Source organism: Xenorhabdus sp. PB30.3 (assembly GCF_963895965.1).
In the GTDB taxonomy this organism is placed as follows: Bacteria; Pseudomonadota; Gammaproteobacteria; order Enterobacterales; family Enterobacteriaceae; genus Xenorhabdus; species Xenorhabdus stockiae.
The window spans coordinates 14,968-28,917 of record NZ_CAWQMW010000149.1 but is presented as its reverse complement, the minus strand read 5'-3'; the positions used below and the strand labels follow the sequence as shown (position 1 = coordinate 28,917).

At 45.0% G+C, this 13,950-nt stretch carries 13 protein-coding genes; 1 reads left to right on the top strand and 12 read right to left on the bottom strand.

What is annotated here, in order from left to right; all coding sequences use genetic code 11:
• Positions 1 to 179: 179 nt before the first annotated feature.
• The 11 genes from AACX38_RS14400 to hutI all read right to left on the bottom strand — a co-directional run bounded on the left by AACX38_RS14400 (position 180) and on the right by hutI (position 12,448).
• Positions 180 to 455, bottom strand: a complete 276-nt coding sequence (locus tag AACX38_RS14400) for a YfcL family protein (RefSeq protein WP_099121104.1) — start codon at positions 453 to 455, stop codon at positions 180 to 182.
• A 21-nt stretch (positions 456 to 476) separates the two neighbouring features.
• Positions 477 to 1,028: an elongation factor P hydroxylase gene (locus AACX38_RS14395; RefSeq protein ID WP_228864728.1), complete on the bottom strand. Its 552-nt coding sequence runs from the start codon at positions 1,026 to 1,028 to the stop codon at positions 477 to 479.
• A gap of 21 nt (positions 1,029 to 1,049) precedes the next feature.
• Positions 1,050 to 1,850: a sulfite exporter TauE/SafE family protein gene (locus tag AACX38_RS14390; RefSeq protein WP_099121102.1), complete on the bottom strand. Its 801-nt coding sequence runs from the start codon at positions 1,848 to 1,850 to the stop codon at positions 1,050 to 1,052.
• A gap of 78 nt (positions 1,851 to 1,928) precedes the next feature.
• Entirely contained in the window at positions 1,929 to 3,014 is a 1,086-nt protein-coding gene (gene aroC / locus AACX38_RS14385; protein ID WP_228864726.1) for a chorismate synthase, read from the bottom strand.
• 299 nt (positions 3,015 to 3,313) lie between these two features.
• Complete coding sequence (gene prmB, locus AACX38_RS14380) at positions 3,314 to 4,246, bottom strand: 50S ribosomal protein L3 N(5)-glutamine methyltransferase (RefSeq protein WP_228864725.1); 933 nt, start codon at positions 4,244 to 4,246, stop codon at positions 3,314 to 3,316.
• A 177-nt stretch (positions 4,247 to 4,423) separates the two neighbouring features.
• Positions 4,424 to 5,794, bottom strand: a complete 1,371-nt coding sequence (locus AACX38_RS14375; protein ID WP_228864723.1) for an amino acid permease — start codon at positions 5,792 to 5,794, stop codon at positions 4,424 to 4,426.
• 80 nt (positions 5,795 to 5,874) lie between these two features.
• Positions 5,875 to 7,434, bottom strand: a complete 1,560-nt coding sequence (hutH, locus tag AACX38_RS14370) for a histidine ammonia-lyase (RefSeq protein ID WP_228864722.1) — start codon at positions 7,432 to 7,434, stop codon at positions 5,875 to 5,877.
• Positions 7,435 to 7,448: 14 nt separating this feature from the next.
• On the bottom strand, positions 7,449 to 9,158 hold the full coding sequence (hutU, locus tag AACX38_RS14365; RefSeq protein WP_228864720.1) for a urocanate hydratase: 1,710 nt from the start codon (positions 9,156 to 9,158) through the stop codon (positions 7,449 to 7,451).
• 289 nt (positions 9,159 to 9,447) lie between these two features.
• Positions 9,448 to 10,179 carry a histidine utilization repressor gene (gene hutC, locus AACX38_RS14360; protein WP_370630638.1) on the bottom strand — a complete coding sequence of 244 codons (732 nt, stop codon included), beginning with the start codon at positions 10,177 to 10,179 and terminating at the stop codon, positions 9,448 to 9,450.
• 28 nt (positions 10,180 to 10,207) lie between these two features.
• Positions 10,208 to 11,167 carry a formimidoylglutamase gene (gene hutG / locus AACX38_RS14355; protein WP_228864719.1) on the bottom strand — a complete coding sequence of 320 codons (960 nt, stop codon included), beginning with the start codon at positions 11,165 to 11,167 and terminating at the stop codon, positions 10,208 to 10,210.
• Positions 11,168 to 11,194: 27 nt separating this feature from the next.
• Entirely contained in the window at positions 11,195 to 12,448 is a 1,254-nt protein-coding gene (gene hutI, locus AACX38_RS14350; protein ID WP_228864718.1) for an imidazolonepropionase, read from the bottom strand.
• A gap of 185 nt (positions 12,449 to 12,633) precedes the next feature.
• Between hutI and smrB the strand changes: the two genes are divergently transcribed.
• On the top strand, positions 12,634 to 13,176 hold the full coding sequence (gene smrB / locus AACX38_RS14345; RefSeq protein ID WP_099121090.1) for an endonuclease SmrB: 543 nt from the start codon (positions 12,634 to 12,636) through the stop codon (positions 13,174 to 13,176).
• 34 nt (positions 13,177 to 13,210) lie between these two features.
• Here the strand turns inward: smrB and sixA are convergent, their stop codons facing one another.
• Positions 13,211 to 13,681, bottom strand: coding sequence for a phosphohistidine phosphatase SixA (sixA, locus tag AACX38_RS14340; protein ID WP_228864715.1), 471 nt, complete (start codon positions 13,679 to 13,681; stop codon positions 13,211 to 13,213).
• Positions 13,682 to 13,950 lie beyond the last annotated feature (269 nt).

Genomic DNA, 13,950 nt, shown 5'->3' with positions numbered 1-13,950 from the left:
GCACGTAACTTTAATATATAAAAATAAAATCTTACACTACCCAATGATTTTACTTTATTTCTTTCATAAAAGAACATTCAATATTTAAGATTATCTGTTATTTATCATTAATTGCGAAGCGCTACGCATTTCTATGTAAGAGAGGGCTGTAAAACAACCCTCAAAATAGCGTCAATACATCATGCTCTCGCGCTATCCAATAGCTTTTTCCAGGTGGATAAAATCAAAACCTGATCCGGTGGTGTCAATTCACCAGCCTTAATTGCTTTCTGAACGCTTTCCTCTACACGCTGATGAAGCTGTTCAATCGTATTAGCACCTTCCAGCTCCAGTTCAGCAACGGCCAGCGTCAGATGCCCGCGCAGGTATCCACCAGCAAATAATTCGTCATCACTGGCATATTCAACCATGTCATCTATCTGTGCCAGAATGCGTGTTTCAAACTCTGCGAGCATTGTTTTTCCTCAAAAATCAAATCAGTTAGCAAAAGGATTTTCCGGGTCAGGAAAATGTTCTGCCTTTAGTGGAGGGGTATTGTAAAACGATTGCAGGGCACGAATAAAGCGCGCCGCGCGTAGGGGGATTCCATTTTCAAGGTATGCAATAACCTGAGCATGAACTTTCCGCTGAAAAGTAAAACGATCCGGCTCAAAATCACCGTCCAGATTATCGCAACTAATGTTGAACGGAAAGCCAGCAGCCATACAGAATAGCCACTCTAATGCCTGAGGTTTAATTTCGACTTTTTCAAATTCAGCCTGAGTTTGAGCATCGCGGCCATCGGGACAATACCAATAACCAAAATCAACCAATTTACGACGCTCTGTACCTGCAATGCACCAATGGGAAATTTCATGTAAACCGCTGGCGTAAAAGCCGTGGGCAAATACTACCCGGTTATAAACTTCTCTATCATCTGCGGGTAGATAAATTGGCTCATCATCGCCTTTGATCAAACGGGTGTTATAGTCATCGCTAAAGCAATTATCAAAAATTTCAATTAGTTGTTGATAATGATGTTCAGCCATTTATTAATACAATCCTAAAAATTAAAAATAAAATGCCAGCCAGGAACGGATGGTTTCACCATGCTGTTCATGAAGCAATTTGATGCTCATTAAAAAAGAGATGGTTACCAGCATCGGACGAATCAATTTCTGCCCTCTGCTTAATACCAAACCGGCTCCTAAGCGTGCTCCAATCATCTGACCGGCCAGCATAACAAAACCCAGCAGCCATAAAACCTGCCCGCCAAGAATAAAGAAAACTAATGCACCGAGATTAGCTGCGCAATTCAGCACTTTTGCATGTGCAGTTGCCTTAGCCAGATTGTAACCACAGAGCATGACGTAAGAAAGTGCCAGAAAAGAGCCGGTTCCCGGCCCGAATACACCATCGTAAAATCCGATTCCTCCCCCGGCAAGGCAACCAAATGCAATCGGCCCCAGACGGCGCGGTCTATCTTCTGCACCTATATTGGGTACCAACAGGAAGTAAAGGCCGATAATCATAACCAGAACCGGTAAGGCATAGCGCAGTAAATCCGGTGATACGAACTGAACCAGTAATGCGCCTGACATTCCGCCCAAAACCGTCATCGTGATGGCAAATCGTTGAGAATGTAAGCTTACGATCCCCCGGCGGATAAAATACAGGCTGGCAGAGAGTGAACTACCTACAGCCTGAAGTTTCCCTGTTGCCAGTGCCTGAACCGGCGTAATACCTGTGGATAATAAAGCGGGGATCGTTAACAACCCGCCACCACCTGCTATTGAATCGATAAAACCTGCAACCAGAGCAACTAAAAAGAGAAAACCATAAACTTCCGGACCCAGTAATGACCATTCCATGATGTATTTCACCAGAAAATTGCTTATCCGATATCACAGTGTCTTTCGGCACCTGTTCATATTTATTGAACTTCTGGTTCACCAGCTTGGAAGCGAAGGTGACACATCAGCACATTGTGCTCTCTGGCGCAGCAGATGATCCATCAGGACAATCGCCATCATCGCCTCTGCAATAGGCACTGCGCGGATACCAACACAAGGATCATGCCGACCCCGTGTAACCATATCCACTTCTTCGCCCTGCCGATTAATTGTTTTACCTGAAACCATAATGCTGGATGTCGGTTTCAGCGCAATGTGGGCAACAATAGGCTGACTACTACTGATCCCACCCAAAATGCCGCCCGCATGGTTACTGGTAAAACCCTGAGAGGTGATTTCATCCCTGTTTTCGCTGCCACGCAGGCCAATTACGCCAAAACCATCACCAATTTCTACGCCTTTCACAGCATTAATGCTCATTAGCGCATGGGCAATGTCGGCATCCAGACGGTCAAAAACCGGTTCTCCTAATCCAGCCGGAACATTTTCAGCCACAACGGTCACTCTGGCCCCAATGGAATCCCCTTCTTTCTTCAGGGCACGTAATAATTCGTCAAGCTGAGTTAATTTACTTTCATCAGGACAGAAAAATGGGTTCTGCTCAACCAGATCCCAGTCTTTCATTTCGCAGTGAATATCTCCCATCTGAGTCAGGCAGGCACGGACACGAATACCATGTTTTTCGAATAAATATTTTTTGGCAATCGCTCCTGCAGCAACACGTATTGCAGTTTCGCGGGCAGATGAACGTCCACCTCCGCGATAATCGCGCAATCCATATTTTTGTTCATAGGTATAATCTGCATGACCGGGACGGAAAACATCTTTGATAGCACTGTAGTCTTGCGAGCGTTGATCGGTGTTTTCAATTAATAAGCCAATACTGGTTCCGGTTGTTACTCCCTCAAAAACACCAGAAAGTATGCGAACCTCATCGGGTTCACGGCGCTGAGTGGTATAACGGGAAGTCCCGGGACGACGCCTGTCCAGATCAATTTGCAAATCGGCTTCCGAAATAACAATACCAGGTGGAACACCATCAACAATTCCACCCAATGCAAGACCGTGAGATTCACCAAATGTGGTGACACGGAAAAACTGTCCAATACTGTTGCCTGCCATACCTATCCTGCCATTATTTCTTATGTATTAAGATTAGATGTTAAATAACAATAAACTAACAAATGGTTAAAGCATAATTTATTTCACCCGTTTTATTTAACTATACCAATTCAACTTCAAGATGCGGGGAAATATAAGGACTCACCTCATATTACCCGTTGTATACACTTCGTCTTTCAAGTTGCCTCTTTGTTGGCGACGTATCTTGAAATCCATTGTGTATAGCTTGAAGTTTATCGGGCATAAAATGTGCTAAAGAACACTTTAACCATTGGGATTAATATTGTGTGTAACGAACTTTAATCTTTGAACAGGTGAAAATGTTCGTGATATTCGACTAACTGGCTACGAGTCAGCATGAAGACGCCACCGCCGCCATGTTCAAATTCCAGCCATGTGAATGGTACATCAGGATACTGTCCGATCAGGTGAACCATGCTATTACCGACTTCACATATCAGCACACCCTCTTCTGTCAGGAAATCCGGGGCGGTCGCAAGAATACGACGAACCAGATCCAGCCCATCCACTCCCGCAGCCAGACCCAGCTCCGGTTCACGATGAAATTCATCCGGCAAGTCACTCATATCTTCTTCATCCACATAAGGTGGATTAGTCACGATAAGATCGTATTTCATCGGAGGCATATCGCGGAACATATCAGAGCGGATTGGTATGACACGATGTAACAGAGCATGGTTTTCAATATTCTGTTCTGTCACAGCTAAGGCATCAGCAGAAATATCAACTGCATCAACTTCTGCCTCAGGGAAAGCATGAGCACACGCAATCGCAATACAACCGCTTCCGGTGCACAGATCCAGAATGGTTGATGGCTCTTGTGGTAGCAACCCTGCAAATTGATTGTTAATCAACTCACCAATAGGTGAACGTGGTACCAGAACCCGATCATCAACATAAAACTCATGCCCACAGAACCATGCACGGTTAGTCAGGTAAGCGATCGGAATGCGATCATTGATACGACGCTGAACACATTCAGCAATACGATGACGCTCCGTTGTCGTCAGGCGGGATGCCATCATGTTTTCTGGTATATCGATAGGCAGGTGCAATGTTGGAAGAACCAATTGCAAAGCCTCATCCCATGGGTTATCTGTCCCATGACCATAATAGATGCCGGCTGCACTGAAACGGCTGGTTGCCCAGCGCAGCATATCCTGAATGGTATGCAGCTCCGCGACGGCTTCATCTACAAAAATCTTATCCACAAGCACCTCTAAACCTCAAGAATATTAAGTCTGCTAGTTTGCCACGATCCCCGCCACAAATCAGCTATCTGAGCATGTGAATTATTTCAGGTGAAAAGCATATGTGAGTTCGACAAAAACATAAAAGCCATCCTGCTCTGACAAGATGGCTTTCATAAACACTATCTTTTTTATTAATCAGGCTTTTTTCTCACCCGATGTCTTGACCCACAGGAAATAGCAGGCGGTCAGTAATGCTACCCAACCGATCCCCACATATAACGCAACACGTGTATGCGGGAAATAACCCAGCACCACTATGATAAATGCCATAAATGCGATTGTCAGCATTGGCGCTATCGGCCAGAACGGTACAGGAAATTGCAGTTGTTCAGCTTCTTCCACAGGCATTTTCCGACGCATCATGTATTGCGATAACAGAATCATCAGCCATACCCATACCGTGGCAAAGGTTGCGATAGAAGCGATAATCAAGAAGATTTCTTCCGGTAATATATAATTCAACCATACACCGACCAGCAAAATGACTGACATCACCAATACAGTCACCCACGGCACACCATGTTTTGTCAGTTTGTTGAAAAAAGCAGGTGCCTGCTTTTTCTGCGCCATGCCATACATCATCCGTCCGGCACCAAAAATATCACTGTTGATAGCTGAAATTGCCGCTGTAATAACGACAAGATTCAGAATATGGGCAGCGTAGTTGAAGTTTAGGCTGGAGAAAATTTGCACGAATGGGCTGCCATTCTGACCAACCTGATTCCACGGATAAATACACATCAGAACAAACAGGGTAAGAACATAAAACAACAGAATACGCACAGGAACAGCATTGATGGCTCTTGGGATAGAATATGTCGGATTTTTCGCTTCACTGGCGGTAATGCCGATAACTTCAATACCACCAAATGCAAACATCACAACGGTAAATGAAGCAATGATCCCGGTAACGCCGTTCGGCATAAAGCCGCCATGTTCCCAGAGATTTGATAAACCAGTTGCATGGTCGGTTCCCTGATTAAATCCGAACATCATGATTGCAAAACCACCGACAATCATGGCAATGATAGCAACCACTTTTATGATGGAAAGCCAGAATTCCATCTCACCAAAAACTTTAACGTTACACAGATTTATCGCCCCAATAAACAAGACGATACCGAGAACCCAAATCCATTGATCAACATGGGGAAACCAGAATTTCATATAGAGGCCAAATGCCGTGACATCCGCCAGACAGACCACCAGCATTTCAAAGACATAAGTCCATCCGGTCAGAAAACCCGCCAGCGGCCCCAGATAATGGCTGGCATAATGAGAGAATGAACCGGGTACAGGGTTATGAACCGCCATTTCCCCCAATGCCCGCATAACCATAAAAACAGCGGCTCCTCCGATAATATACGCCAGCAATACCGCCGGCCCTGCGGCCTGAATAGCTCCCGCAGAACCATAAAAAAGCCCGGTACCAATTGCCGACCCCAGTGCCATAAACCGAATATGACGAACACTTAGCCCACGCTTGAGTTGTGAGGTGTTTTGCATGATTTATCCCTATTTCTTTTATTATTAGATGTGAAAGATAAATACAACGATAAGGCCGGGAAAACCGGCCTTCAGACGATTTAGTTTATGTGGTTTTTCAGGATATTACCAATCGGCAGGATCTTATCTGCCGGTAATAATGCAGAAAGTTGCTGTTCTGCCAATAACTGGATAGCTGCCTCAATATCCGGTGCGAAAAAACGGTCTTTATCGTAATACTTCACTTTATTACGCAGAATATGACGGGCTTTCTCAAGCGTCGGGCTACTCTTTAACCCTTCACGGAAATCGATGCCCTGACATGCCGTCAGCCATTCAATTGCCAGAATACCCCTGACGTTATCCGCCATTTCCCACAAGCGACGACCTGCTGCCGGTGCCATAGAAACATGATCTTCCTGATTCGCTGACGTCGGCAGGCTGTCAACACTGGAAGGATGTGCTAACGCCTTATTTTCACTTGCCAGTGCAGCTGCGGTTACCTGAGCAATCATAAATCCAGAGTTCACACCGCTGTTTTTGACCAGAAACGGAGGCAACTGAGACATATTGCTATCCATCAGCAGAGCAATCCGCCGTTCTGCCAGTGCACCAATCTCCGCCAGCGCAAGAGCCAGATTATCCGATGCCATCGCGACAGGTTCAGCATGGAAATTCCCGCCGGAAATTACTTCGTCCTGCTCAGTGAAAACCAGTGGGTTATCAGAAACAGCATTAGCCTCAACCATAATGACATCAGCAGCATGGCGAATTTGGGTCAGGCAAGCACCCATGACCTGAGGCTGGCAACGCAGTGAATAAGGGTCCTGAACTTTCGGGCAGTTTTCGTGGGAGGCAGAAATGTCACTTTTCTCTTCCAATACAAACCGGTACAAAGCTGCAACATCAATTTGCCCCTGCTGCCCGCGGACTTCATGAATACGTGCGTCAAATGGCTTACGGGAACCCAGAGCCGCTTCAACAGATAAAGCGCCACACACAACGGCTGATGCCAGTAATTCTTCCGCTGCAAACAAGCCTTTCAGGGCAAATGCCGTTGAAGTCTGAGTGCCGTTCAGTAATGCCAGTCCCTCTTTTGCGACCAGTGTAAATGGCTGAAGACCCGCTTTTGCCAGGGCTTCTTTTGCCGGCAACCATTCCCCGCGATAACGGGCTTTGCCCTCACCCAGCAATAACAGGCTCATATGTGCCAGCGGAGCCAAATCACCAGAAGCCCCGACCGACCCTTTAGCCGGAATACAAGGGTAAACTTCGGCATTCACCAATGCTATCAAGGCTTGAATCACTTCCAGACGGATACCTGAGTAACCACGGGCTAAACTGTTAATTTTTAATACAACCATCAAACGGACAATTTCATCCGGCAACGGTTCACCAACACCCGCCGCATGTGACATAACAATCGAACGTTGCAGTTCTTCTAAATCCTGTTCTGCAATTCGGGTATTTGCCAGTAATCCAAAACCCGTATTAATTCCGTAAGCAGTTCTGTTTTCGTTAATGATGCGGTTAACACATTCAACACTGTTCTCTATCGCCGCAAAGCATTGCTCATCTAACGTTATTTGTACCGGATGCTGATAGATATGGCGTAACTCTTCAAGCGTCATTTTTCCCGGATGGATAGTGATATATTTCATATTAGTAACGCTCCTTATTTTATTTCTGCCGCTTGAGTGTCTTCTTTTCGGGTATTGAGCATGGGTAAATTCAGCCCTTGTTCTTCTGCACATTGAATTGCCAGTTCATAACCTGCATCTGCATGGCGCATAACACCTGTCGCCGGATCATTATGGAGTACCCGGGCAATGCGCTCCGCTGCTTCATCTGAACCATCACAGACAATGACCATGCCAGAGTGCTGGGAGAATCCCATACCAACCCCGCCGCCGTGATGCAGCGATACCCATGTTGCTCCACTGGCTGTATTTAACAGGGCATTCAGCAATGGCCAGTCAGATACTGCGTCAGAGCCATCTTTCATTGATTCGGTTTCACGGTTAGGGCTTGCTACTGAGCCTGAATCCAGATGGTCACGTCCGATCACTATTGGCGCTGAAAGTTCGCCATTACGAACCATTTCATTGAAAGCCAGACCCAGTTTGGCGCGATCACCCAGCCCTACCCAGCAAATACGTGCTGGCAGTCCCTGAAAGCTGATGCGTTCGCGAGCCATATCCAGCCAGCGATGCAGATGGTTGTCATCCGGCAATAGTTCTTTTACTTTGGCATCTGTTTTATAAATATCCTGAGGGTCGCCAGAAAGTGCCGCCCAACGGAAAGGGCCTATGCCACGACAGAAGAGCGGGCGGATATAAGCAGGAACAAATCCGGGGAAATCAAAGGCATTTTCAACACCCATTTCCTTCGCCATCTGCCTGATATTATTGCCGTAATCAAAAGTAGGGATACCTTGTTTCTGGAAGTCCAGCATCGCGGCTACATGCTGTGCCATCGATGCTTTTGCAGCCTGAACAACGTGTTCCGGCTCAGTTTCAGCCCGACGGCAATACTCTTCCCATGTCCATCCTACCGGCAAATAACCGTGTAATGGATCATGAGCACTGGTCTGGTCTGTCACCATATCAGGGCGAACACCACGGCGAACCAGTTCTGGTAAAATCTCTGCCGCGTTACCACATAATGCTATTGATACTGCTTTACCTTCGCGGGTATAGCGCTCAATACGTGCCAGTGCATCATCCAGATCTGCGGCCTGCTCATCCACGTACTGAGTACGTAAACGAAAATCAATCCGGCTTTGCTGACATTCTATATTCAGTGATGAAGCACCTGCCAGTGTTGCGGCCAGAGGCTGCGCCCCTCCCATACCACCTAATCCGGCTGTCAGAACCCAGCGACCGGTCAAATCACCGTTATAGTGCTGACGCCCTGCTTCGACAAATGTTTCATAAGTACCCTGTACAATTCCCTGACTGCCGATATATATCCAGCTGCCGGCTGTCATCTGGCCGTACATCGCTAATCCCTTGGCATCCAGTTCATTAAAGTGTTCCCACGTTGCCCAGTGAGGAACCAGATTTGAGTTGGCAATCAGTACACGGGGAGCATTTTCATGTGTTTTGAAAACGCCGACGGGTTTGCCTGACTGAACCAGTAATGTCTCGTTGCTCTCAAGGTTTTTCAGAGCCTCAACAATCTTTTCATAACATTTCCAATTTCTGGCGGCGCGACCAATACCACCATAAACCACCAGCTCATGGGGATTTTCTGCAACGTCAGGATCAAGATTGTTCATAAGCATGCGAAGCGGGGCTTCTGTCAGCCAGCTTTTTGCTGTGAGTTTTGTACCTCTGGGAGCACGGATAACCGCATTACTGAATTTATTATTTTGCGTTGTCACAGTTTTTCCTTTTTCATATTTATGAAAATTTATTAACTGTATAGTTGTATATACATGTATATTCAATAGGCAAAAATGTGACGGAGATAAAGTCAATAATTTTGTTATTTTTCTTTTTTATTGAAGATCAATAGGATGTTTATAATTTACTCGCAGAATCTCAGAAAGGGATTTTGCTGATTTTGTGTTTTACATCACATATGCTTTACATTTTTGTTACCTTCTCCTCTCATGCATAAAGCAAAGAGGAGATTTTTGAGTACAGAGAAAACCAATCATAAACGTCAATTCACGAGCTAAAACGCCCTTTCAACTTATAACGGTGACCGGGAAATAATAATCTGGCACTGGAAACTATATGTTCTTTCGACCAAGTTCGGCGACTGATTAATAAACAGGGAGAATTTTCCTCTATTTGCAGTAAACGACAGGAGCGGGCATCACCGGCAACAGCTTCTACAATATGTTCTCCCTCCGTAAGCGGTGCCACTATCGATAAGTAATCATGGGCAGTCTGTTGATGGAAATCCTGCAGAAGATATTCCGGTGCCGCTAATGCATTAACATAACGATCCTCAATTTGTACGGGCACATCATTTTCATAATGGAGAATAATTGAGTGATAAACCGCTGTACCTGCTTTTATTCCCAGCTCCTTAGCCTGAGTCATATTAGCGGTGACTTCCGCCAGCTTTAATACTTTGCAGTTATGGCGATGGGTACGTGCCGCAATCTCATCAGCAATACTGTGAATTTCAAACAGGGCGGACTGCCCTTTCGGCTCTGATACAAAAGAGCCAACCCCCTGTAAACGGAATAAAAGCCCTTCTGCCGTCAGTTCCCGTAATGCCCTGTTTGCTGTCATGCGACTACAATTAAATTGTTTTACTAACTCAGATTCTGAAGGCACTCTGTCATGGGGTTGCCACTCCCCGGTATGAATTTTTTCAATAATTGATTGTTTGACTTTCGCATACAAAGGTACGGGCTTAGTTATTTTGTCTGATAAATCAATGGTCACAATAAATTCCTTCCTACTCCCGAGCCAATTATCCATTCCACCAATGCACTATTTGCCATGCAAGGCGAGCCGCGGCTTTACCGCCCATACCCTGAATATCGTACAATGGATTCAGCTCAACGAGATCAACAGCCTGTAATTTTTTACTCTGACAAATCGGCTGGATCAGTGACAATAAACGCTCTAACGGAACACCTAGCGCAGCCGGAGCTGAAACTGACGGCATTTGCCAAATCGGTAACACGTCCAAATCAATCGTCATGTAGATGATTTCAGCCTGATTCAGCATATCCTGTATCTGTTGTTGAACCTTATCCAACATAGAATCAATACATTGAGTATCCCAAATAATAGTGACATCAAGATGATTCGCTTCATCCAATAAAGCTTGTGTATTTGAGGCCAGACTGGCACCCACACAGCTGTAATTAAACGGACGCTGTCGCTGATGACAATAATCAGCAAGCTGGCGGAATGGTGTGCCTGACGTTGCCTGTAGCGCATTGCGTAGATCCAGATGCGCATCAAAATTAATGATTCCTATCCGCTGTGCTGGAAACGCACGATAAATGCCCATACCATGAGCAAATGCAGTTTCATGACCGCCACCAAAAATAAGAGTACGCATTTTCTGGCTCTGACAGGCATAGACAGCATCACTCAGTGCACTTTGGGCTTCACTTAACTGACCGCTATTCGCCCGGATATTACCCAAATCCACCAGCAATTCATGCCCATCATGGCTCGCCATATTTGCCAGCGACTGACGCAAATACTCAGGCCCTGATTTTGCTCCCGGTCGCCCCTGATTGAGTTTCACTCCTTCATCACATTCAAAACCCAACAATGCAATATGATTCGGATATTGTTCAGGGGAAAAATCAGCGGGTTGTTTTATCGTCTGGAACATACGTAAAGCATTATTGGCTTCGGCAAGGTCATTACGCCCATGCCAAATGTTTTCTGATGTCGGATGCCATAATTTCATGTTATTTCCCTCGTTATTATTTATTTTTCACAAAAAATTATGCGTAATTACGCCACGATAGACACGGTAAACCAACGGGTTACGCCCTAATTCGTATAATATATCTACAGGTTCTTTTGCATCCCAAACAATAAAATCAGCCATATAACCTGCTGCTATCTGACCGTGGCTTTCCGCTCTGCCTAATGCGCGTGCCGCATGAATAGTTACGCCCTGCCATGCTTCTTCCGGTGTCAGACCGAACTGGACACAAGCCATATTCATCATCATACGTAGTGACGTGAACGGGCTGGTTCCCGGATTAAAATCCGTAGAAATCGCCATCGGTACGCGGTACTGACGTAATAAAGCAATCGGAGGGCATTGTGTCTCTTTCAGAAAATAAAATGCTCCCGGCAATAAAACGGCAACCGTTCCACTGCGGCTAATTGCCTGAACGCCTTTTTCATCCAGATATTCAATGTGATCAACAGATAAGCCCTGATAATCAGCAACCAGCTCAGTTCCACCCAGATTGGAAAGCTGTTCAACATGGCCTTTGACGGGAATATTTAATCTTCTGGCCGCATCAAAGACGCGTTTAGTCTGTTCAAGACTGAATCCAACGCTTTCGCAAAACACATCCACAGATTCAAATAACTGTTTTTGCCAAAGATTAGGCAGAATAGTGTTACAAACTAAGTCAATATAAGCGTCAGGATTATGTTTGTATTCGGGAGGAACAGCATGGGCGGAAAGCAGAGTCGGGCTGATTTCAATTGAGTTTTTCTGCCCTAATATCCGAATAACCTCCAGTTGTTTCTCTTCATTCTCCAAATCCAGCCCATAGCCTGATTTCATTTCAATGGTTGTGACACCTTCAGCTATTAATGCACTCAACCGCTTTTGAGCCGAGATTTCCAGTTGTTGGGCTGAGCTTTGCCGGGTGGCATTGACTGTAGCATTAATACCGCCACCTTTAGCACTGATTTGTGCATAAGAAATACCATTCAGACGCTGCTCCCACTCTGATGCCCGGTTACCACCAAAAACCAGATGAGTATGACAGTCAATCAGGCCGGGAGTAATTAATCGCTGTTCTACATCAATCACCTTGCAACGGTTAGCTGGCACACTCTCCGTTGGCAGAACTGCCAGAATTTTTTCATCCCGTATGATCAAATCATATTGTTCCAGAATACCGTAATTATGCTTGCCATCCATGTTACTGATTGTAGGGTTCATTGTGGCAAGTCTGGCATTACGCCAGATAATGTCGGTATCTTTCAGTTCAATCGACATTATTTTCGTCCTGTTATTTTTTTGTTGTTACTGACAGTTGTTATGTTGTATATACATTTATTTTATAACCAGACACAATTGTCAAATAATTTTATGAACAGCATGTTCCCAAAAATAATAGCGTCTAAGCAAAATCTTAATAAATCAGGTACAATCACCGAAAGTTGTTAATGAATTAGTATGTAATGAAGAAGAAAAAACCATTAAATGAAGAAGACATCAGTCTATTTAGAACGTCAGTAGTGGGAACCCGTCGGATTACTCAGGATAAAGTCTTACACTCCCCAAAAAGAAAAAAAATTAGTCAAATGGCACCTGAGCGCCTGATGCAAGAACAGGTCGATGCCAGTTACTATTTTTCTGATGAATTTCAGCCTAATCTGGATATGGAAGGCCCGACTCGTTATGTACGAGAAGGAGCCAATCATTATGAACTGAAAAAGCTGCGGCGAGGTGATTATCCCCCTGAACTTTTTCTGGATTTACACGGATTAACTCAGTTACAGGCTAAACAGGAAATCGGGGCGTTAATCGCGGCCTGTCGTCGAGAAAATGTCTATTGTGCCTGTGTTATGCATGGTCACGGTAAACATATCCTCAAGCAACAAACGCCCCTATGGCTCGCGCAACATCCCGATATTATCGCTTTTCATCAGGCACCTAAAGAATGGGGAGGAAACGCTGCATTACTCATTTTGGTTGAACAGGATGAGTTTATACAGCGTTAGCTAAAACACGTTTTAACCTGCGGACTGGCCAGGGCTACAATTGTGCCGGAGAGGTTTGCCATAGCAGGCGGCCTTTTTGCGTCTGCTCATCCAGCTCCACACAGGCAATACTGGATGTCGAAAACATCGGAGGGGCTTGCGCGGGGCAAAGCTCAGATACTAAATAGCCAACTAAAGGTAAATGAGAAACTACCAAGATGGCTTTTTTTCCTTGCTCTGCCAAAACCTGTAAGTAACTTGCCACCAGCTCAGCATCACCCGATGGGGTTAGCTCTTCTAACATTTCCGCACTATCAGGTAATACCAGACTCTCACGCACTACTTGCAGAGTCTGCCCCGCCCGGATATAAGGACTGACCAGTATACAATCAATCTCTGGCTTCTGTTGCCCAAGCCAAAGCGCCATTTTCTGCGATTCCTGACAGCCGCGCGGCGTTAACTCCCGCGTTGCATCGCTGATTGAGTTAAAAGCAGCATCACCATGACGCATAATAAACACAAACATAATTCACCGTTGAGTTAAATTTCAGAACTAATTCTAATATTTACTTTCATTCTACCAAAAATAACCCTGAAATTACTCAGGCAATTAGCTGAATTAAAGCCACCCGTTTTCAGGTAACTTATCACGAAAGCAAAATAATATTATTGAGAGCGAACTGTGAACCTTTGATAAAAGGTTTCAATGAAAATTGAGAGATATTCTGCCGCAAAATACGGCTAAATAAAATTACTAATAATGGGTGATATATGTATTGTTTGGCTATTATATTA